Genomic DNA, 21,946 nt, shown 5'->3' with positions numbered 1-21,946 from the left:
CCGCGGGCGGCCCTGGCCGCCCAGCTGCGGTGCGCCGAACACCACCGTGCGCTCGCCCAGCGGACGGGCGGGAGGCTGTTCTCCCTGTCCCTCCGGGGGCGTGACATGGCCCTCGTCTTCCGGCAACGGCCGCTGCGGTCCCTGCGCGCCGTCATTCTCGGTCATCGTCGGGCTCCTTCAGCGCCGTCGTCCCGGGGCTCCTCGGCTCCCGGTGCGCCCGGAGACGCGCGGCGCATAACGCGCTCTCCGGACCTGATCTCGGTTTCCCCTCGTAGCGGAGTCGCCACGCGTGGACGTTTTTCGGTCCCCAGACTGCCCCGTTCGCCGGTGCGATCGCAAATCACCACCCTGCGCTAGGAATCACCCCCGGGAAACGGATGCGGCCCAGTCCACAATGCATCCCCGCGGCGACGATCACCACCCCTCCGGCCTCCCGGACGTCGACTTCCTCACGCGCGCCGCGCACCGCGCGTCCGTCCATGGCGAGGATCACGACCGCGACCGTGCCGGAGACGAAAGGCCCGCCCCTCGCGCGGAGGAGCGGGCCGGACGATCGCCGGTCAGCCGAAGGCCCGGCATTCCACCTCGGCCCGGCGCTCGGTCATGCCGAGCCGGACGCTGGAGGACACGCACGTGCGCTGCTTCTCGGTGAGCCGGAGATCGCCGCACTCGGTGGTGCTGGAGTAGGTGCGGCAGTCCTTGGCCTGCTGCGGCGCGGTCCGCGGTTCGGCGGCGGCCGCGGTGCCGCTGATGCCCCCCGCGGCGACCATGGCGGCGACCAGGGCTCCGGTCATGACCCTCTTCATGCGTTTCCTCCCCCGAAATGCATGTTCGTTAGCAATGACGTAAGTCCCCGGGTCGCTGTGGCACAAAACACGGTCAAACGTCAAGAAAACGAAGGATCTTGCAGGTCAAGCGACGGTCGGCAGTGCGTCGACGAAGTCGCGGACGACCGTCCGGTCGTCGCCGCGGCGCCAGGCGGCGGCCAGTTCGGACGGCGGCAGCCCGGTGACCGGGACGGCGCGGACGCCCGGACGACGGTAGATCGCCGCGTTCCCGGCGGCCAGCAGGACGATCCCGCTGCCCTCCTCGATCGCGGTGAAGGTCTCGTCGGCGTTGGCGACCGTCGCGCCGATCCGCGCCGGACGGCCCGCGCGGTGCGACGTGCCGAGCCAGTGGTCGCGCAGCGGGCCCGCACTCTCGGGGAGGGCGAGGAACGGTTCGTCCAGGAGTTCGGCGAAGCCGACCTCGGCCCGTCCGGCGAGGCGGTGGCCTCCCGGAAGGCGACCCAGCGCTCCTCCCTGGCGACCACGCGCAGGTGGAAGGCGTCCTGGGCGGGGACTGGGAGCCAGACGAACGCGATGTCCACGTCTCCGGAGGCGAGTCCCGCGCTGGCGTCCTCCCAGTCGATCTGCCGCATCCGCAGGCGCCACCCGGGACGGCGCTCGGCGAAGCGGTCGCGGACGGCGCCGAGCAGCCCGCGGCCGACGCTCGTGGACAGCCCGACGGTGAGGACGGACGCCTCGGCCGCGGCCGCGTCGGCGACCTCGCGCTGCGCCTGGTCCCAGCGGCCGAGCAGCTCGCGGGCGGCGGGCAGCAGCGCCGTGCCGGGGGCGGTGAGCGTCACCGTGCGCTTGTCGCGGTCGAACAGCCGCACCCGCAGGTCGTCCTCCAGGCGGCGGATCTGCTTGCTGAGCGCGGGCTGGGAGACGAACAGCCGCTCGGCGGCACGGGTGAAGTTCAACTCCTCCGCGACCGCGACGAAATACCGCAGATCGCGCAAATGGCTGTCCATGGCACACGGTTATCACGGTCGGTATTGGACGTGGAAGCGCGCGCCGACACATGATCGTCCCGTCCACCACGGAAAGGGGACGGAGCATGATCGCGTTGGTCACCGGGGCGAGCCGCGGCATCGGCCGGGAGGTCTGCCGGCAGCTCGCCGACCGCGGGCACACCGTCGTCGCGGCCACCCGCTCGGGGACCGGCCCGGGCGTCGTCCGGCTCAAGCTGGACGTCACCTCGGACGGCGACGCCGCGCGGGCCGCGGCGGAGATCGCCGGACGGTTCGGCCGGCTCGACGTCCTGGTGAACAACGCCGCGATCACCTACGACACGTGGCAGCGCGCCGCGGACGCAGACCTGGACGTCGTCCGGGAGGCGGCGGAGACGAACCTGTACGGGCCGTGGCGGCTGGTCCAGGCGATGCTGCCGCTGCTGCGCGAGAGCGGGCACGGCCGGATCGTCAACGTCTCCAGCGAGGTCGCCTCCCTGACGAACATGGGCGGCGGCACCCCCGCCTACACCGCCACCAAGGTCGCGCTCAACGCCCTCACCCGGATGCTGGCCGCCGAACTGCGGCACGACCGCATCCTCGTCAACGCCGTCTGCCCCGGGTGGGTCGCCACCGACATGGGCGGCCCCGGCGGCCGCCCCGTCGGCGACGGCGCCGCGGGCGTGGTCTGGGCCGCCACCCTCCCCGACGACGGCCCCACCGGCGGCTTCTTCCGCGACGCCCGCCCCCTCCCCTGGTGAGCACCCCCGCCAAGCCGCCCGCACCGCCCACGAGCGCGGCGCGGCGCGTCCGGAACCCCGGCAGCACGCGCCGGAGCGCGGTAGGACGGGCGGAACGTGCAGCAGCACGGACGGATCGGACGGGGGACGAACGCCCAGTAGGGCGGACGGAATGCGCGGCCACGTACGCCGAAGCCCGGCGGCGGGGGCGAGGACGTTCGGTGGGCGGGCGGGTCGGGCGGGGTGGTCGTTACGGTGCGGATTCGGGTGAGTTCCCGGATCGTTGAATGTTCATGAAACGGACGCGAGGGATCTTCGTGGCCATCGGGTGACGCACCTCTACCGTTCTTAGCGTCTGCGCCCATGCGCGATCTTCGATTCCGGTTCCGCCGAGCGCTGGCGCTGCCGGTATGCCTCGCACTGGCGTGCGCGATGTCCGCCTGGTTGGCGAGCCCGGCGCGGGCGCACCCGTTCGGCGATCCGCAGACGCTGGAGGTGAGCGCCGAGGGGTCCACCGTGCACGTCCGGTGGCGGGCGGCGGACGACGACCTGACGGCGCTGGCACTGTCGCTTCGGGTGCTGCGGGCGAAGCGGACGTACGTCTACCGGGACGGCGCCCTCGTCCCGGAGGAGTCGGACGAGTCGGACGCGTCACGCTCGCGAAGTCGGCGGAGTTCGGCGCGTACCTGACGCGGAACATCCGGGTGAAGTCGGGCGGGACGGAGTGTCCGGGGACGCTCGTGTCGGCCGCGAACCTCGCGGCGGACGGCGCGCGGCTGGAGTTCGCGTGCGCGGGGGCGGTCGCGTCGGCGGAGATCACGGTGCGGACGCTCACGGACCTGCATCCCGCGTACCGGACGCTCGCGAGCGGCGCCGGCGGCGAGCGGCACACCTACGGCGAGGCGTCGCCGACCCACACGTGGTCGCTGGACGGTTCGGCGGCACGGGCGGACGGGACGGTGCTGCGGCTCGGCGTCCCGATCGGTGCCGTCGCCGCGGCGGGCGCGGCGACGTTCTGGTTCCGGCGCCGCCGGAGCGCGGCGTGATCGGCGGGTTGGACGACCGGCTCGTCTCGTTCGTTGAGTCGCCCGGGTTCGCCCCGGCGGCGATCGTCGTCGCGTTCGTGGCCGGGGCCCTGCACGCGGTCGGTCCCGGGCACGGCAAGAGCCTCGCGGCCGCGTACCTGATCGGGACGGACGGGCGGGTGCGGGACGCCGCGTACCTCTCGGGGCGAGCGTGGCGGTGATGCACACGCTGTCGGTGCTGGTCATCGCGGTCGCGTGGACGTTCTTCTCCCTGTCGGACCTGGTCCGGACGGAGCAACTGACCGGCGGCCTCCAGGTGGCCGTGGGCGTCTCCGTGGTGGCGCTGGGCGGTTGGCTTCTGTGGCGCCACTTCGCCCGGCAAGGCCACCACCACGGCCACGGCCACGGCCACGGCCACGGGCACGGCCACGGGCACGGCCACGGGCACGGCCCGAGCCGTCCCGGCCTCCTGATGCTGGGCGCGGCCGGGGGCCTCACCCCGTCCCCGTCCGCGTTCCTGGTCCTCATCACCGGCCTGTTCAGCGGACGCTCCGGCTTCGCGCTGACGCTCGTGATGATCTTCGGCGCCGGGATGGCGGCGGTGCTGTGCGCCGTCGGCCTGACCGCGCTCTACGGCCGCGCCCTGGTGCTGCGGGTCGGCCGGTCCCGTGCCGCCGTGCGACTCGCGTCCCGGCTGGCCCCCCTGTTCGCCGCATCCGGCATCACCATCGCCGGCTGCGCGATCACCGCGGTCGCGGTGAGCAATCTGGTGGCACTCTAGGAAGGCAAGGAATGAGATCACGTCACAGAACGTGGCGAAGTCTCCGGGCGCCGGTGGCGGCGCTCGCGGGGCTGACCCTGGCGTTCGCCGGGGCCGGGGCCGCCGTGGCGGCGACGGGCGCGTCGAGGACGGCATCTGGCTGTCGGTGAAGGACGGGGACGTCCTGACCGGGCAGGTCGCGCTGGCGGCGACCGACCGGGAGGGCGGCGAGCCGGTCTCGATCGCGATCGCGGGCGAGGAGAAGGAGACCGCGCAGGCGGAGCCGAAGGTCGACATCGTCTTCGACGCCGACGGCTTCGAGGCGGGCAAGGGCTTCAAGAACAGCGTCTGGGTGAACGGGACGAAGGTGGCGGAGCCGGGCGTCAGCGCGTCCGGCTACTCCCCCGTCCGGGTGTCGGTGCCCGCGTCGACGTTCAAGGCGGGGCCGAACACCGTGCGCGTCCTGACGGGCAGCACGTCGATGAACGACGACCCCGACAACAACAACGACGACTTCAAGGTCCGGAACCTGCGGCTCGCGTTCGCCGACGGGACGACCGCGGCCGACCCGTCCGCGAGCCCGACGACGCTGTTCACCATCGGCGACAGCACGAACATGTCCCGGTACCACGACTGGGCGATCGCGATGCCGGCGGAGCAACTGCTGGCGCAGACGACGTTCGCGTGGAACACGACCGCGCTGAAGGCCGGGACGTACACGGTGACGGCCGCGTCGAAGGACGGCGACCGGAAGGCGGAGGCCGAGGTCCACGTCGACCACGGCGCCCCGGTCAGCATGGACCTCGCGGACGGCGACGTGGTGAGCGGCGCCCGCGAGATCGTCGCGGCGTCGGACGGTCCGGTGAAGATCGGCGTCGACGGCGAGGAGCTGCCGACCGAGGTACGGGACTCCCCGGACCCGGCGTTCGTGTTCGAGGCGAACGGCTTCCAGACGTCGAGTTTCCGCAACACCGTCTGGCTGAACGGCGAGATCATCGCCGAGCCCGAAGTCGGAACGATCAACAACTACGCCGACGTCGCGGTCACGATCCCGCTGGCCGACCTGCGGGCGGGCGAGAACCGCGTCCGGGTCCGCACCGGCAGCGGCGTCGACCCGGTCGACGAGGCGGGCGAGAACAACAACGACGACTTCACGATCCGCGACGCGCGGCTGGAGTTCAGCGGCGGACGGACGGTCGCCGACCCGTCGGTGCCCCCGACCGAGGTCCTGTCGATCGGCGACAACATCAACCCGAAGGCGTACTACAAGGAGTTCGTCCTCAACGTCCCCGACTCCTACCGCACCGAGTACGCGGCGCTGTGGGACAGCTCGCAGGTGAACGACGGGACGCACGAGGTCGTCGCGTCCAAGGAGGGCAGCGTCCGCGAGGCGTCGGCGAGCATCGTCGTGGACAACACCGTTCCCGCGGTGAAGTTCAACAGCCCGGCGGCGGGCGAGCGGTACAAGGAGAAGCCGTTCGTCGTCGACGTTTCGGCGGAGGACCCGCACGGCGTCGCGTCGCTGGAGCTGACGCTGGACGGCGCGAAGGTGGCCAACGGCGACCGGTTCACCGCCGACGACCTGAAGGACGGCGAGCACACGCTCGTCGCGAAGGCCGTCGACAAGCTCGGCAACGAGGGCGAGAAGAAGATCGCGTTCTCGACGGTCGGGAACTACCCGCTCGCACCGTCCGAGCCCACGCCGGAGAACGGCGCGGCGGACGTCTCCCCGTCCGGGACGACGCTCGGCGTGACCGTCCAGGACCCGGCGGGCGACGCGGTCGACGTCGCCGTGAAGTGGGCCTACACGGGCGACTACGGCGCCGAGGGCAACACGGCGACGCAGGGCTCGTCGAAGACGGCGGCGCCCGGACGGGCGGCGGGCGAGACCGTCGACGAGGCGGCGTACGCGGCGCTCAAGGCCAAGGACGGCAAGGTCGCGACGGCCGAGGGCGACGACTCGTACCCGTTCCAGCAGTTCGAGATGCAGGTGCCGGCGAACCTCGCGGCGCAGCAGTACACCGTCAACTGGAACGGTACGGTCCCCGCGGGGCAGCGCGCGGCGCTGTCGGTATGGAACTACGCCGACCAGAAGTGGCAGCTGCTCGACGACGGCGAGGGCGGCGAGGACCTCGCGCTGAGCGGCCGGGCGAGCGTCACCGAGACGGTCCGGGACGGCAAGGCCCGCGTGATGGTGCAGGACGTCGCCGCGTCGGTGATCTCCGAGAAGGACGCGACGTTCGCGTGGATGACCGACACGCAGCACTACTCCGAGCGGGAGCCCGAGACGTACCAGAAGATGGTGGACTGGGCGCTGAACAACCGCTACCAGAAGGACATCGGGTACGGCGTCCACACGGGCGACATCGTGCAGAACGTCGGTAACAGCCAGGAGTGGGCCAACGCGTCCCGGATCATGAAGTCGTGGGACGACGCGGGCTTCCCGTACGGGATCGTCCCGGGCAACCACGACATCGGCAACGGCCACTACGAGGTGTACCGCACGCACTTCGGCGAGTCCCGGTACGCGGGCAAGCCGTGGTTCGGCGGCACGGTGGACGACAACGTCCAGCACTACGACATCGTGTCCACGCCGGGCGCCGACTACCTGGTCATGTACCTGGACTGGAGCCTGGACGCCGAGGAGATCGCCTGGGCCAACAAGGTGATCAAGGCGCACCCCGAGCACAACGTGATCATCGCGACGCACCAGTACATCACCGTCGGCGGCGCCTACTACGGCCCGGGGCAGAAGATCTTCGACGAGATCGTGCTGCCGAACGAGAACGTCGACATGATCCTTTCCGGCCACGTCCACGGCGTCGCGCTGAACGTCAAGCGCGAGGGCGAGCGCGTGATCGTCGAGGTGCTCGCCGACTACCAGGAGGTGCCGACCGCGGGCGGCGGCTGGATGCGGACCGTCGGGTTCGACACCGCGAACCAGACGGTCAGCAACGAGACGTTCTCGGTGCTCAGCGACGGGAACCACTACTGGGACCCGGAGATCGAGAACTTCACCGTCCCGCTCGACCTGCAGGCGCCCACCCGCAAGGTGAGCACCGACTACGTGGGCGTCACCGCGATGACGTCCACGACCGTCGGCACCGTGCAGGACGCCGAGTCGGGGTCGCAGGTCGCGGTACCGGCGGGCGAACTGAAGCCCGACACGCGCTACGGCTGGTACGTCGAGGCGACCGACGCGGACGGCTACCGGACGACGTCGCCCGTCTGGTCGTTCACGACCGGGCAGAACCGCGAGGCCACGGCCATGTCCGTCCGGGACGAGAGCACCGAGTTCGGCCGGGACGCGCGGCTCCGCGCCCGGGACCTGCCGGACGACGCGACCGGCACGGTCGCGTTCGCCGCCGCGGACGGCACGGTGCTGTGCGAGGCCGACGTCGACGGCGGACGCGCCGAATGCCGGACGCCCGCCGACCTGGGGACGGGCGCGCACGCGGTGACCGCGCGGTACTCGGGCGACGAGCGGTACGGCGCGTCCTCGGCGAACCTCACGCTGACCGTCGCCAAGGCCGACCCGGACCTGCGCGGCGACGGCGAAGCCGACGGCGCGAAGGCCGTGCTCCAGGCCGAACTGGACGAACGCGCCACCGGCACGGTCGTCTTCCGGTCGGCCGACGGGACGGAGCTGTGCACCGGGACGATCGACAAGGGCGCGGCCTCGTGCGCCCCGGCCGCGGTGCCCGGTTCGGGAGACGTGAAGATCACCGTCCGGTACGCCGGTGACGCGAACTTCACCGACACCACCGACACCTTCACCCTCCGCAGGTAGATCGCGCGGCGCGCCGGACCCGCGCTCATGAGGCCCGGCGCGCCGCACCCGAGTGGACCGGTGCCGGTCCCGGGAAAGGGCGAGGCCCCTTCCGACCGTGGTCGGAAGGGGCCTCGCTTTGCGCGTCGTCAGTGCGCGGTGCCGGAGCCGCCCGGCGGCGACCGGGGTTACCGGTTGTACTGCCCGAAGTCGTACTCCTCCAGCGGGACGGCCTCGCCGGAGCCCTGCCCGAAGGCGTACTCGGCGCCGTCGTCGTAGGAGCCGACGGAGTACACCGCGGCCTTCGCCTCCTCGGTCGGCTCGACCCGGACGTTGCGGTACTGCGGCATGCCGGTACCGGCCGGGATGAGCTTACCGATGATGACGTTCTCCTTGAGGCCCAGCAGCGGGTCGCTCTTGGCGTGCATCGCGGCCTCGGTGAGCACCCGGGTCGTCTCCTGGAAGGACGCCGCCGACAGCCACGACTCGGTCGCGAGCGAGGCCTTGGTGATGCCCATCAGGACGGGACGGCCGGCGGCGGGCGAACCGCCCTCGGCCACGACGTTCCGGTTCGTCTCCTCGAAGATCGGACGCTCGACCAGGTCGCCCGGCAGCAGGTCGGTGTCGCCCGACTCGAGGATGTTCACCCGCTTGAGCATCTGGCGGACGATGATCTCGATGTGCTTGTCGTGGATCGACACGCCCTGCGACCGGTAGACCTCCTGGACCTCCTGGACCAGGTGGAGCTGCACCGCGCGCGGGCCGAGGATGCGCAGCACCTCGTGCGGGTTGATCGCACCGGCGATGAGCTTCTGGCCGACGTCGACGTGCTCGCCCTCCTTGACCAGCAGGCGCGAACGCATCGGCACCGGGTAGGCGATCTCGTCGGAGCCGTCGTCGGGGACGACGACGACCTTGCGGGCCTTCTCCGTCTCGTCGATCTTGACGCGGCCGGCGACCTCGCTGATCGGGGCGACGCCCTTGGGGATGCGGGCCTCGAACAGCTCGGTGACACGCGGCAGACCGTGCGTGATGTCGCCACCGGCGACACCGCCGGTGTGGAACGTCCGCATGGTCAGCTGGGTGCCGGGCTCACCGATGGACTGCGCGGCGATGATGCCGACGGCCTCGCCGACGTCCACCCGCTTGCCGGTGGCCAGCGAGCGGCCGTAGCAGGCGGCGCAGACACCGATCTTGGCCTCGCAGACCAGGGCGCTGCGGGTGCGGACGCTCTCCACTCCCGCCTCGACCAGGCGCGTCACGACCGCGTCCGACAGGTCGGTGTCGGCCGGGAAGATCACCGTGCCGTCCACCTCGACGTCCTCGGCGATCGTGCGGCCGACCAGCGCGGTCTCGGTCGTGGCGAGCTTGACCAGCGTGCCGTCCGGCAGCTTCTCGGCGACCTCGAACGGGATCGTGCGGTCGGTGCCGCAGTCGATCTCGCGGACGATGACGTCCTGCGCGACGTCCACCAGACGACGGGTCAGGTAACCCGAGTCGGCGGTCCGCAGCGCGGTGTCGGCCAGACCCTTACGGGCGCCGTGCGTCGAGATGAAGTACTCGACGACCGACAGGCCCTCGCGGAACGACGACTTGATCGGCCGCGGGATCGTCTCGCCCTTCGGGTTGGACACCAGGCCGCGCATACCGGCGATCTGCCGCAGCTGGAGCGGGTTGCCGCGGGCGCCCGACTGGATCATCATCCAGATCGGGTTGTCCTTCGGGAACGACTGCTCCATGTTCGCGGCGACGTCGGCCGTGGCCTTGTTCCAGATCTCGATGAGCTCCTGCTTGCGCTCGTCATCGGTGATCAGACCGCGGTTGAACTCCCGCTGCACCTTCTCGGCCTGCGCCTCGTAGCCGGTCAGGATGTCCTGCTTGCCGGGCGGGGTCACCACGTCGGCGATCGCGATGGTGACGCCCGACCGGGTCGCCCAGTGGAACCCGGTGCTCTTCAGCGCGTCGAGCGAGTTGGCGACGGCGACCTTCGGGTACGTCTCCGCCAGCTCGTTGACGATCGCCGAGAGCTGCTTCTTGCCGATCTCGGCGTTCACGAACGGGAAGTCGGCCGGCAGCGCCTCGTTGAACAGGGCGCGGCCGAGCGTCGTCTCCAGCCGGTAGGGCTGCGACGGGTCGTAGCCCTCGGGCGCCGTCCAGCCGCGCGGCGGCGGGACGTCCTTGAGCCGGATCCCGATCGTGGCCTGCAGGTCCAGCTCGGACCGGTCGTAGGCCATGATCGCCTCGGACACCGAGCCGAACGCGCGGCCCTCGCCCTCGGCGCCGTCCTTCTGCGTCGTCAGCCAGTACAGGCCGATGACCATGTCCTGGGTGGGCATGGTGACGGGCTTGCCGTCGGACGGCTTGAGGATGTTGTTCGTGGACAGCATCAGGATCCGCGCCTCGGCCTGCGCCTCGGCGGACAGCGGCAGGTGCACCGCCATCTGGTCGCGTCGAAGTCCGCGTTGAACGCGGTGCAGACGAGCGGGTGGATCTGGATGGCCTTGCCCTCGACCAGCTGCGGCTCGAACGCCTGGATGCCGAGACGGTGCAGGGTCGGCGCCCGGTTCAGCAGCACCGGGTGCTCGGTGATGACCTCTTCCAGGACGTCCCACACGACCGGGCGCGCGCGCTCGACCATCCGCTTCGCGGACTTGATGTTCTGCGCGTGGTTCAGGTCGACGAGCCGCTTCATGACGAACGGCTTGAACAGCTCCAGCGCCATCTGCTTGGGCAGGCCGCACTGGTGCAGCTTCAGCTGCGGGCCGACGACGATGACCGAACGGCCCGAGTAGTCGACGCGCTTGCCCAGCAGGTTCTGGCGGAACCGGCCCTGCTTGCCCTTGAGCATGTCGGACAGCGACTTCAGCGGACGGTTGCCCGGCCCGGTGACCGGGCGGCCGCGGCGGCCGTTGTCGAACAGCGCGTCGACGGCCTCCTGCAGCATCCGCTTCTCGTTGTTGACGATGATCTCGGGCGCGCCGAGGTCGAGCAGCCGCTTGAGGCGGTTGTTCCGGTTGATGACCCGGCGGTACAGGTCGTTCAGGTCGGACGTGGCGAACCGGCCGCCGTCGAGCTGCACCATCGGGCGCAGGTCCGGCGGGATGACCGGGATGCAGTCCAGGACCATGCCGAGCGGGCTGTTGCGGGTGTTGAGGAACGCGGACACGACCTTCAGCCGCTTGAGCGCGCGGGCCTTCTTCTGGCCCTTGCCCGTGCGGATGATGTCGCGCAGCTTCTCGGCCTCGGCGTCGAGGTCGAAGTTCTGCAGCCGGGCCTGGATGGCCGCGGCGCCCATGCCGCCCTCGAAGTACCGGCCGAACCGGTCGCGCATCTCGCGGTAGAGCAGCTCGTCGCCCTCCAGGTCCTGGACCTTGAGGTTCTTGAACCGGTTCCACACCTCGTCGAGACGGTCGATCTCGCGCTGCGAGCGGTCCCGCAGCTGCTTCATCTCCCGCTCGGCGCCGTCGCGGATCTTGCGCTTCTGGTCGGCCTTGGCACCGGCCTCCTCCAGCTCCGCCAGGTCGGCCTCCAGCTTCTGCTGGCGGGCCTCGACCTGCGCGTCGCGGGCCTGCTCGATCTGCTGGCGCTCCACGGAGATGTGGGCTTCCAGCGTCGGCAGGTCACGGTCGCGGCGCTCGGCGTCCACGCTGGTGATCATGTAGGCCGCGAAGTAGATGATCTTCTCGAGATCCTTCGGGGCCAGGTCCAGCAGGTAGCCGAGGCGCGACGGGACGCCCTTGAAGTACCAGATGTGGGTGACCGGCGCGGCCAGCTCGATGTGGCCCATCCGCTCGCGCCGCACCTTGGCGGCGCGAGTGACCTCGACGCCGCAGCGCTCGCAGATGATGCCCTTGAACCGGACGCGCTTGTACTTACCGCAGTAGCACTCCCAGTCGCGGGTAGGACCGAAGATCTTCTCGCAGAAGAGCCCGTCCTTCTCCGGCTTGAGGGTCCGGTAGTTGATCGTCTCCGGCTTCTTCACCTCGCCGTGGGACCACTGGCGGATGTCGTCGGCGGTCGCCAGGCCGATGCGAAGCTCGTCGAAGAAGTTGACGTCAAGCAACGTGTATACCCCTTGAGTTGATCAGACCTCTTCGACACTGCTCGGCTCGCGCCGGGACAGGTCGATGCCGAGCTCCTCCGCGGCGCGGAAGACGTCCTCGTCGGTGTCGCGCATCTCGATGGACATGCCGTCGCTGGAGAGCACCTCGACGTTGAGGCACAGCGACTGCATTTCCTTGATGAGCACCTTGAAGGACTCGGGAATGCCGGGCTCGGGGATGTTCTCGCCCTTGACGATGGCCTCGTAGACCTTCACGCGGCCGAGCACGTCGTCGGACTTGATGGTCAGGAGCTCCTGCAGGGCGTAGGCGGCGCCGTACGCTTCCAGAGCCCAGACCTCCATCTCACCGAAGCGCTGGCCACCGAACTGGGCCTTACCGCCGAGCGGCTGCTGGGTGATCATGGAGTACGGGCCGGTCGACCTGGCGTGGATCTTGTCGTCGACCAGGTGCAGCAGCTTGAGGATGTAGATGTAGCCGACCGAGATCGGGTCCCGGTAGGGCTCGCCGGTCCGGCCGTCGAACAGCCGCGCCTTGCCGCCCGGGCCGACCAGCCGGTCGCCGTCGCGGTTCGGCAGGGTGGACTCGATGAGGCCGGTGACGTCGTCCTCGCGGGCGCCGTCGAACACCGGGGTCGCCGTGTTGGTCCACGGCTCGGCCTCGTCGGCGCCGATCTCCTTCAGCGCGCGCTTCCAGTCCTCGTCTCGCCCTCGACCTTCCAGCCGCGGCTGGCGACCCACCCGAGGTGGGTCTCCAGGACCTGGCCGACGTTCATTCGGCCGGGCACGCCCAGCGGGTTCAGGACGATGTCGACCGGGGTGCCGTCCTCCAGGAACGGCATGTCCTCGACCGGGAGCACCTTGGAGATGACGCCCTTGTTGCCGTGCCGGCCGGCCAGCTTGTCGCCGTCGGTGATCTTGCGCTTCTGCGCGACGTACACCCGGACCAGCTCGTTCACGCCGGGCGGGAGCTCGTCGCCCTCGTCGCGGGAGAACACCCGGACGCCGATGACCTTGCCCTGCTCGCCGTGCGGCACCTTCAGCGAGGTGTCGCGGACTTCGCGGGCCTTCTCACCGAAGATCGCGCGCAGCAGCCGCTCCTCCGGGGTCAGCTCGGTCTCGCCCTTCGGGGTGACCTTGCCGACCAGGATGTCGCCGGGCACGACGTCCGCGCCGATGCGGATGATGCCGCGCTCGTCGAGGTCGGCCAGGACCTCCTCGGAGACGTTCGGGATGTCCCGGGTGATCTCCTCGGGGCCCAGCTTGGTGTCGCGGGCGTCGACCTCGTGCTCCTCGATGTGGATCGAGGACAGGACGTCGTCCTGCACGAGGCGCTGCGACAGGATGATCGCGTCCTCGTAGTTGTGGCCCTCCCACGGCATGAACGCCACGAGGAGGTTCTTGCCGAGCGCCATCTCGCCGTTGTCGGTGCAGGGACCGTCGGCGACGACCTGGCCCTCCTCGACGCGCTGACCCTCGTCGACGATCGGCTTCTGGTTGAAGCAGGTGCCCTGGTTGGACCGCTTGAACTTGGCGACACGGTAGGTGGTGCGCGTGCCGTCGTCGTTCATCACGGTGACGTAGTCGGCGGAGACCTCCTCGACGACGCCGGCCTTCTCGGCCGTGATGACGTCGCCGGCGTCGGTCGCGGCACGGTACTCCATGCCGGTGCCGACCAGCGGCGCCTCGCTGCGCAGCAGCGGCACCGACTGGCGCTGCATGTTGGAGCCCATCAGCGCGCGGTTGGCGTCGTCGTGCTCCAGGAACGGGATCATCGCGGTGGCGACCGAGGTCATCTGCCGCGCCGAGACGTCCATGTAGTGGACCTCGCGGGCGGGGACGAGCTCGATCTCCCCGCCCTTGCGGCGGACGAGGATCCGGTCGTCGACGAAGGTGCCGTCCTCGTTGAGCAGGGAGTTGGCCTGCGCGATGACGTAGCGGTCTTCCTCGTCGGCGGTCAGGTAGTCGATCTGCTCGGTGACCACGCCTCGGTGACCTTGCGGTACGGCGTCTCGACGAACCCGAACGGGTTGACCCGGCCGAACGCGGCGAGCGAGCCGATCAGGCCGATGTTCGGGCCTTCCGGCGTCTCGATCGGGCACATGCGGCCGTAGTGCGACGGGTGGACGTCGCGGACCTCCATGCCCGCGCGCTCACGCGACAGACCACCGGGGCCGAGCGCGTTCAGGCGGCGCTTGTGCGTCAGCCCGGCCAGCGGGTTGGTCTGGTCCATGAACTGCGACAGCTGGCTGGTGCCGAAGAACTCCTTGATGGAGGCGACGACCGGCCGGATGTTGATCAGGGTCTGCGGCGTGATGGCCTCGACGTCCTGGGTGGTCATCCGCTCGCGGACGACGCGCTCCATGCGGGCGAGGCCGAGCCGGACCTGGTTCTGGATGAGCTCGCCGACCGTGCGCAGGCGCCGGTTGCCGAAGTGGTCGATGTCGTCGACCTCGATCGGTACGGCGACGGCCCCGAGGGTCGCCTCGTCCTCACCGGCGTGCAGCCGGACGAGGTACTCGATCGTGGCGACGATGTCGTCCTCGGTCAGGGTGCCCTGGCGCATGTCCAGGTCGAGGCCGAGCTTCTTGTTGATCTTGTAGCGGCCGACCTTGGCGACGTCGTACCGCTTCGGGTTGAAGTACAGGTTCTCCAGCAGGGTCTGCGCCGACTCGCGGGTCGGCGGCTCGCCCGGACGCAGCTTGCGGTAGATGTCCAGCAGCGCGTCGTCCTGGCCGGAGGTGTGGTCCTTCTCCAGCGTGACGTTGATCGACTCGTAGGCACCGAAGTGCTCGCGGATGCGGGCCTCGTCCCAGCCGAGCGCCTTGAGCAGCACGGTGACCGGCTGCTTGCGCTTGCGGTCGATGCGCACGCCGACGTTGTCGCGCTTGTCGATCTCGAACTCGAGCCAGGCGCCGCGGCTCGGGATGACCCGGCAGCTGTAGATGTCCTTGTCGGACGCCTTGTCGAGGGCGCGGTCGAAGTACACGCCGGGCGAGCGGGTCAGCTGGGAGACGACGACGCGCTCGGTGCCGTTGATGATGAAAGTGCCCTTCGGGGTCATGAGCGGGAAGTCGCCCATGAACACCGTCTGGCTCTTGATCTCACCGGTGGTGTTGTTGATGAACTCCGCCGTGACGAACAGCGGAGCGGAGAACGTCATGTCCTTGTCCTTGCACTCCTCGACGGAGTACTTGGGCGGCTCGAACCGGTGGTCGCGGAACGAGAGGGACATGGTTCCGGAGAAGTCCTCGATGGGACTGATCTCCTCGAAGATCTCCTCGAGGCCCGACTGGGTCGGGACGCTCTTACTTCCGGCCTTCTGGGCCGCCTCGACCCGGGCCTTCCACTTCTCGTTGCCCAGCAGCCAGTCAACGGAGTTGGTCTGCAGAGCAAGGAGGTCCGGGACTTCGAGCGGCTCCTTGATGCGCGCGAAGGAGACGCGGTACGGACCGGTTGCGGTATTCGAGGCGTTGCGCGAGGCTGCCAAGAGTGGTCCTTCCGAGGGCTCGCGGCGTAACTGACGACACGCACGCCAGACGATCCACGTCTAAGACCTACGCAACAGGGTCCAAACCGGACTCTCGTAGGGGTGCACTCACACGCGGATAGTCAGAGGGCAGCGCAAAGGGGCAGTGTAGCCGACCCGCCACACCGCTCGCAACTCTAGCGCCGCAGTATGCATCACGTTGCCTTGGAGCATCGCTTCTCCAGCCCGTGCAGTCAAGAGCGGGCTCGGACTTTTCAGGCTCTGACCTGCAGTGAGGAAGGCCATAGTTTAGGATCCACCCCGCTACCCGGCGGTAGGCCCCTGGGGACGGGCGTTTCCGGGCTTCTCGGACGGGTTCTGAACGGCTTCCGGGACGGCTCCCGGACGGGTTCTGGGCGGGTTCCGGACGGCTTCCCGGACGGCTCCCGGAGGGTGCTCGACGGCGGCCCGTACGCGGATCGAGCGACCACCCGCCGGGTGATCGCTCGATCTCCGCGAAGGCTCCGCGGAGGTGCCGCGGAGGCGTCCTCGGGTCAGGAGATGACCTGCAGCTCCTGCGCGAGCCACTTGTCGTCCTTCTTGACCATCGTCATGCGGATCCGCAGCGACTCGGGGAGCCGCGCCTCGGTGTCCTTGTTCGTCGCGGACGCACGGTTCGCGTAGACCAGCACGACCACCTCGTCCGGCTTCGCGCTCACCGCGCCGGCCTTCAGGATCGTGGTCGTGGACACGGCCTGCTGCTGCGCGGCCTGCGTCCGCAACTGGGCCGCGAGCTTGTCGAACTCGCCGCGCAGGTCGCCGGTGGTGGTCGCGGACGCCGACTTCAGGTCGGTGTCGAGCGTCCGGTAGTCGTAGGACGACAGCGCCTTGGCGGCGTTCTCCGCGGCGGAGACGGCGTCGCGGCGGGCGTCCAGGATCTGCCCGTGCTCGCGGTCCTTCATCGTCAGGAACGCGGCACCGGCGGCCAGCACCACCGCCACCGTGGCCAGGACGCCGATCAGCACGACGGGCGAGCCCCGCCGCCGGGACGAACGGGCGGGCTCGTCGGCGGGCTCGCCCTCCTCGGAGTCGTCCTCGGAGTCGTCCTCGTCCGCGTCCTCGTCGAGCGAGGCGGAGTCGTCGTCCGCGGAGTCGTCGTCGGCGTCTTCCTCGTCGTCTTCGTCGTCCTCGTCGTCGGTCTCGTCGTCGACGGAAACGCCTTCAGCGGCCGCTGAGTCGTCCGCTGCGCCCTCGCCGCCCGCGGACTCGACTTCGGAGTCGCTTCGGCCGTCCCGCTTCTTCTCAAGCGATGTGACGGCCTCGTCGGCGTCGTCCGCGTCGTCGTCCGTGTCGGCGTCGGCGGACGCGGCGTCGGCGGCGATCTGCGCGAGCCGGGCGGCCTCCTTCGCGCGGGCGGCCGCCTCCTCGGCGAGCCGGGCGGCCTCGGCGGCCTCATCGGCCTTGGCCGCGCGGTCCGCGGCCGTGCGCGCCTTCTCCTCGGCCTGCGCGGCCTTCTCGGCGGCCTCTTCCTTGGTCAGACCCTTCTCCGGGTCCTTCTCCAGGACGCCCTTGCCGCCCTTACGACCCTTTCCGGACTTGTCTGGCGAGGAGCGCTTGCCCCGGCCGAGCATTGTCACGGGACCATCTCCAGTTGGGACACGAGCCAGCGGTCATCGACCTTGGTCATCTGCATCAGGTACCGGTAGGCGCGCGTGACGCCGTTCTTGACCTTCTCGTTGGTGACGGTGCCGTTGAGGGAGACCATCACCTCGGCCGAGTCGCCGTCGATGGAGACGACGGCGGCCTCCACGTCGGTGACCGTCGACTTGGCCTTGGTCTTGTTCAGCTGGTCCAGGAAGACCTTGGACTGGGAGCCGAGCTCGTCCTTCAGGTCTCCGGTCGATCCGGTCACGATCCGGTCGAGATCCTGCTGGCCGGTCTTGCTGTCCAGGGTCAGCAGGTTGACGCCCATCTGCCGCGCGGACTGCCGGGCCTGCGCCCAGTCGTCGGCGTCGCCGTCGTTCTGCCAGGCCTGGAAGCCGAGCCAGCCGGTGCCGGCGAGGAGGCCGGCGACGAGAACGCTCAGCACGACGACCGCCGCCCGAGACCCTTTTCCCCCGACGCGGCTCATCGGCCCGGCCTCACTGGCTCAGGGGTCCGAGTAGGAGCCACTTCCACGATGCTTCCTCTCCCAACTCCCGCGAACCGGCGGTGCGGGGCATGACGTATCGCTTGCCGTCGGCGCCGTAGACCGCGCCGGTCGATGGATCGTATCCAGCGAATTTCACTGAATTCGCCGGATACGACATGTAGAGCTTGCCGTTCGCCAAGGCCGCTCCGCCGGACGATTCGGCCGCCTTCGTCTTCGCTTCGCCCGAGCCTCCGCCCGAGCCCGCCGCGGCCGCCGCGTTCGAGCCGCCGTCCGAGCCCTCGCCGGACCCGTCGTCCGAGCCGCCGGACGCGCCGCCCGCCGGGAACCCGGCGCCCTCGGTGGCGCCGTCGGGCAGCTTCGGCGCGGGCACCAGGGCCTCGGTCGGGAAGTTGCGGGCGCCGCGGACGGCCTTCTCGGAGTTCTGCGGTTCCGTGCAGCCCGCGTCGAGCCTGGGCTTCTTGTGCGAGGTGTCCTGCGGCCAGCGCTGCTCGACCTTCTCGTAGCCCTTGGTGCAGTTCGGCGGCGAGTTGATGTTCAGCACGAGGCCCATGTGCTGGGTGCCGTCCCCGGGCATGACCGTGGGCAGACCGGCGACGGTCACCGGGTAAAGGATGAACAGCGACCGCAGGCCCGCTTGGCGGGTCGTGATGATCTGCCCTGTGGTGGCCAGGTTCGCCAGGAGCACCGGCAGGGTCGGCGACAGCTGGTTGATGGCCTGGTGGGTCTGGTTCACCGCGCCCGGCGCGGCGTCGATCGTCTGCCGCAGCGCCTTGTCGTCCTCGCGGATGGACGTGCTCAGTTCGTTCAGGTTCCGGGCGAAGCCCCGGATGTTCGCGCCCTGGCTCCGCTGGGTGTCCAGGACCGTCAGGCTGTTGTCCAGGAGCTTCTTGGTGTCGGGGTACGCCTCGTCGGCGGTGTCCAGGATCCGGTCGGTGTCGTCGAGGATCTGCTGGAGGTCCTCGCCGGTGCCGGAGAACGCCGTGTTCAGCTCGTCGATGACGATGCCGAGGTGCTCGGTGTTCACGGACGTGACGAGCTCGTCCACGTTCCGCAGGAGTTCGGCGGTCGAAACGGGGAGCTTCGTCCGTTCCTTGGGGACCGTGTAGGGGTCGCCCTCGTGCAGGTACGGGCCGTTCTTCCCGGACGGCACCAGGTCGATGTACTGCTCGCCGACCGCGGACCGGTTCGCCACGATGGCCGTGAGGCCCTCGCGCGGGATGTTCTCGCCGCGCTCCAGCTCCAGTTCGACCTTGATGCCGCTGTCGGTCAGCTCGATGGGGCCGACCCGTCCGACGGGGACGCCGCGGTAGGTGACCTCGGCGTTGGTGAAGATGCCGCCGGAGTCGGTGAGGTCGACGTACGCGGTGTACTGCCGCCCGAGCAGTTCGCGGCCGAAGCCGATGTACTTCACCGACACGACCGACACGCCGACGATCGTGATCAGCAGGAAGGCGATCAGCTGGATCTTGACGCCGCGCTTGAGGATCACGAGAGGCCCCCCGTCATCAGGGTCGTCAGACCGCTCTGCCGCTGCCCGAACGCGCCGGGCCGGTTCTGGTCGCCGCCTCCGAAGAGGTCCCAGAAGTCGCCGCCGTCCTTCTTCTCGTCGCCGGTGCCGGGCGTCTTCTTCCCGGTGGGCGTCGTGGACGGGGTCGGGGCGGGCGTCCCGCCGGGGGCGTTCTGGCCGCCCCCGCCGCCGCCTCCGGCACCGGACTTCGGTTGCGCCCCGGCGCCGCCGTCCTTCGTGAGGACGCCCAGCGGCGCGTCCGGCAGCGTCAGGTTCGGCACCTGGAGCATCTTGCGCATCTCCTGCCCGCCGCCGAGCTGGCCCTCCAGGTCGGTGCCGCCGAGGAGGTTCTGCGCGAGGTTCTCGAAGTCGAGGTCGACGGTCAGGTGGACGTTGCCGTAGTCGCCCTCGATGACGTTCGCGAACGTCGCCGGGAACGGGTAGGTGATCATCGTCTCCAGCGCGTTCGGGAGGTCCGAGCCCGCCTTGTTGAGATTCCGCAGGACCGTGTCGAGGTTCTTCAGGTTGACCACCATGTCGTCGTGCGACTGGTTGATCACGTTTGTGGTGGTCCGGCTGAGCTTGTCCAGCGCGACGAGCATCTCGGTGAGGTCCTCGCGGTTCTGCTCCAGCACCGCGATCGCGGGCCCGGTCTCGTCGATCGTGTTCCGGATCGTCTCGCGCTCGTCCGCCAGCTTCACCATCAGCCGGTCGAGGCTGTCGAGCGCCCGGGTGATGGCGTCCCGGTTCGTGTCGAGGGTGCCGACGAACACGTCCACCCGGTCCAGCACCGACTTGATCGTCGCCTCGCGGCCGCCCATCGCGGCCTGCAGCTCGTGGCTGATCGTCGAGACCTGCTCCAGGCCGCCGCCGTTCAGCAGCAGCGACATCGCCGACAGCACCTGCTCGATCTCGGTGCCGTGCGTGGTGCGGGCGAGCGGGATCACGTCGCCCTCGCCGAGCTTCCCGCGCGGCTGCTCGTTCGCCGGGGCCGACAGGTCGACGAACTTCTCGCCGAGCAGGCTCGTCTGCGAGATCCGCGCGGACGCGTTGTCGGGCAGGTCGACGTCATCGCGGACGGCGACCGTGACGACCGCGCGCCAGCCGCCCTCGCCGCCGGCCAGCTCGATCTCCTCGACCTGGCCGACCGACACGTCGTTGACCTTGACGACCGACTGCGGGACGAGGTCCAGCACGTTCGAGAACTCGATCTTGAACGTCTTCGGGTCGTCGCCGAGGTCGGGGCCGCCGGGCAGCGGCAGCGACGCCACGCCGTCGAACGAGCAGCCCGACAGCGCCGTCACGCCGGCCAGCGCCGCCGCGCCGAGCAGCCGCGCCCGGCGCCGCGCGCCCCGCACGGGCCGTGTCCTGCTCATCGGCCACCTCCAGGCAGCAGTGCGTTGAGTCCCTGCGGCCGGTGGGCCGCGTCGCCCTGGGCGCCGCTCTGCGCGTTCGTCCGCGAGTTCTTCTGCTGCGTGCCCGTGCCGCCGGAGCCCTTCTTGTTCGGGTTCTCCGGGTCGTTGGGCCCGTAGGCGTCCGGCGGGATCGGCACCGGGTCGTAGTGCGTGGTCAGCGCCGTGATCCACGACAGGTCCAGGTGCAGCCCGCCCAGGGCCTGGCCGATGCCGTTGTAGGGCTCGACGAAGTCGAGGCACTGGTCGGCGGGCGTCCCGACCGAGTACGCCAGGGAGCACACCCAGTCGGCCAGGTTGTTGAACTGGCGCAGGTCGGCCCGGTTGTGAATCGTGCCGCTGATCGGGTCGTAGGCGCGGGCGAGGTTGTTGATGGCCAGCGGGCCGGCCGTGAGGATCTCGGCGAGCGCGTCCTTCTCCTTCACCAGCACGCCGGTGAGCTGCGCGAGCTGCTCGACGTTGTCGGAGAGCTGCCCGCGGTTGTCCTTGACGAACTTCTCCACGTTCCGCAGCGTCGGGCCCAGCGTGTTCAGCGCAGCACTCAGTTCTTCCTTCTCCGCGGACAGCTGCCCGGAGACGGAGTTGAGCCGCGTGGTGAACGACTTGATCTGCTGGTCGTTCTCCTTCATCGCGTCGGTGATGACCCGCAGGTTCTCGATCGTCTGCGCGACGTCCTCGCGGTCGGTGCTCAGCGTGCTGAGCATCTCCGAGGTGTTCTTGATCGTCTCGTTGATGTCGTCGCCCTGGCCTTGCAGGTTCGCGGCGCCGACCCGCAGCAGCCGCGACAGCGAGCCCTCGCCGTTCGCGCCGGGCGCGTTGGCGCCCCGCGGGCCGAGCGCCTCGCTCAGCTCGTTCAGGCTGCCGCTGATCGAGTCGATCTCCACCGGGACGGCCGTGCGGCTGACGGTCAGCGTCGCGCCGTCCTTCATCACCGGCCCGCTCTTGTAGACCGGGGTGAGCTGGACGTACCGGTCGGCGACCAGCGTCTGGTTCACGATCACGGCCTGCGCGTTCGCGGGCACCTTGTACTTGGCGTCGTACTTCAGCTTCACCTCGACCGAGTCGCCCGCCGGGTCGACAGCGGTCACCTCCCCGACCTTGATGCCGAGGATGCGCACGTCCGCGCCCGCATAGAGGCCGACCGTCTTGGTGAAGTAGGCGGTCATGTGCCGCTGCTTCGGCTCCTGCAGCAGCAGGACGAGCACGGCGGCCAGCACCGCGACGGCGAGTATCACGCCGCCGAGGCGGAGAATCGTTGCCGAGTTTCGCACTACCGGT

At 70.0% G+C, this 21,946-nt stretch carries 12 protein-coding genes and 3 pseudogenes; 6 read left to right on the top strand and 9 right to left on the bottom strand.

Features of this window, described 5'->3' with window-relative positions; all coding sequences use genetic code 11:
• Positions 1 to 560 precede the first annotated feature (560 nt).
• Both BJF79_RS27920 and BJF79_RS27915 read right to left on the bottom strand, forming a co-directional pair.
• On the bottom strand, positions 561 to 806 hold the full coding sequence (locus BJF79_RS27920) for a hypothetical protein (protein WP_075901803.1): 246 nt from the start codon (positions 804 to 806) through the stop codon (positions 561 to 563).
• Positions 807 to 911: 105 nt separating this feature from the next.
• Positions 912 to 1,795 (bottom strand): annotated as a pseudogene (locus BJF79_RS27915) (LysR family transcriptional regulator).
• Between the two features lie 86 nt (positions 1,796 to 1,881).
• Between BJF79_RS27915 and BJF79_RS27910 the strand changes: the two are divergent.
• From BJF79_RS27910 to BJF79_RS27885, 6 genes are all read left to right on the top strand, one after another.
• Positions 1,882 to 2,535: an SDR family NAD(P)-dependent oxidoreductase gene (locus tag BJF79_RS27910; protein WP_075901821.1), complete on the top strand. Its 654-nt coding sequence runs from the start codon at positions 1,882 to 1,884 to the stop codon at positions 2,533 to 2,535.
• Positions 2,536 to 2,877: 342 nt separating this feature from the next.
• A complete protein-coding gene (locus BJF79_RS27905; protein WP_075901801.1) occupies positions 2,878 to 3,204 on the top strand; it encodes a hypothetical protein in 327 nt (108 codons plus the stop codon).
• A 14-nt stretch (positions 3,205 to 3,218) separates the two neighbouring features.
• Positions 3,219 to 3,560, top strand: coding sequence for a hypothetical protein (locus tag BJF79_RS27900; protein WP_075901799.1), 342 nt, complete (start codon positions 3,219 to 3,221; stop codon positions 3,558 to 3,560).
• Complete coding sequence (locus BJF79_RS61910; protein ID WP_075901797.1) at positions 3,557 to 3,760, top strand: hypothetical protein; 204 nt, start codon at positions 3,557 to 3,559, stop codon at positions 3,758 to 3,760. Before BJF79_RS27900 ends, BJF79_RS61910 begins: the two co-directional genes overlap by 4 nt.
• Positions 3,751 to 4,320 (top strand): hypothetical protein, encoded by a 570-nt coding sequence (locus BJF79_RS55940; protein ID WP_075901795.1) that lies wholly within the window; start codon positions 3,751 to 3,753, stop codon positions 4,318 to 4,320. Before BJF79_RS61910 ends, BJF79_RS55940 begins: the two co-directional genes overlap by 10 nt.
• A 31-nt stretch (positions 4,321 to 4,351) precedes the next feature.
• Positions 4,352 to 8,089: an Ig-like domain repeat protein gene (locus tag BJF79_RS27885; RefSeq protein WP_143220219.1), complete on the top strand. Its 3,738-nt coding sequence runs from the start codon at positions 4,352 to 4,354 to the stop codon at positions 8,087 to 8,089.
• 167 nt (positions 8,090 to 8,256) lie between these two features.
• Here the strand turns inward: BJF79_RS27885 and BJF79_RS27880 are convergent.
• The 7 genes and pseudogenes from BJF79_RS27880 to BJF79_RS27850 all read right to left on the bottom strand — a co-directional run bounded on the left by BJF79_RS27880 (position 8,257) and on the right by BJF79_RS27850 (position 21,939).
• Positions 8,257 to 12,131: pseudogene (locus tag BJF79_RS27880) on the bottom strand (DNA-directed RNA polymerase subunit beta').
• A gap of 21 nt (positions 12,132 to 12,152) precedes the next feature.
• Positions 12,153 to 15,618 (bottom strand): annotated as a pseudogene (gene rpoB / locus BJF79_RS27875) (DNA-directed RNA polymerase subunit beta).
• Positions 15,619 to 16,151: 533 nt separating this feature from the next.
• Positions 16,152 to 17,234 carry a hypothetical protein gene (locus tag BJF79_RS27870; protein ID WP_143220218.1) on the bottom strand — a complete coding sequence of 361 codons (1,083 nt, stop codon included), beginning with the start codon at positions 17,232 to 17,234 and terminating at the stop codon, positions 16,152 to 16,154.
• Positions 17,231 to 17,686, bottom strand: coding sequence for a hypothetical protein (locus BJF79_RS27865; protein WP_143220217.1), 456 nt, complete (start codon positions 17,684 to 17,686; stop codon positions 17,231 to 17,233). The genes BJF79_RS27870 and BJF79_RS27865 overlap by 4 nt, the downstream gene beginning before the upstream one ends.
• A 52-nt stretch (positions 17,687 to 17,738) precedes the next feature.
• Positions 17,739 to 19,238 carry an MCE family protein gene (locus BJF79_RS27860; RefSeq protein WP_075901787.1) on the bottom strand — a complete coding sequence of 500 codons (1,500 nt, stop codon included), beginning with the start codon at positions 19,236 to 19,238 and terminating at the stop codon, positions 17,739 to 17,741.
• The gene (locus BJF79_RS27855; protein ID WP_083734019.1) at positions 19,235 to 20,632 is read right to left on the bottom strand and encodes an MCE family protein; all 1,398 of its coding nucleotides are present in this window, start codon (positions 20,630 to 20,632) and stop codon (positions 19,235 to 19,237) included. The genes BJF79_RS27860 and BJF79_RS27855 overlap by 4 nt, the downstream gene beginning before the upstream one ends.
• A complete protein-coding gene (locus BJF79_RS27850) occupies positions 20,629 to 21,939 on the bottom strand; it encodes an MCE family protein (protein WP_262402677.1) in 1,311 nt (436 codons plus the stop codon). Before BJF79_RS27850 ends, BJF79_RS27855 begins: the two co-directional genes overlap by 4 nt.
• Positions 21,940 to 21,946: the final 7 nt, after the last annotated feature.

The sequence above is a fragment of the Actinomadura sp. CNU-125 genome (assembly GCF_001942465.1).
In the GTDB taxonomy this organism is placed as follows: domain Bacteria; phylum Actinomycetota; class Actinomycetes; order Streptosporangiales; family Streptosporangiaceae; genus Spirillospora.
This window is presented reverse-complemented; position numbering and strand designations above follow the sequence as displayed.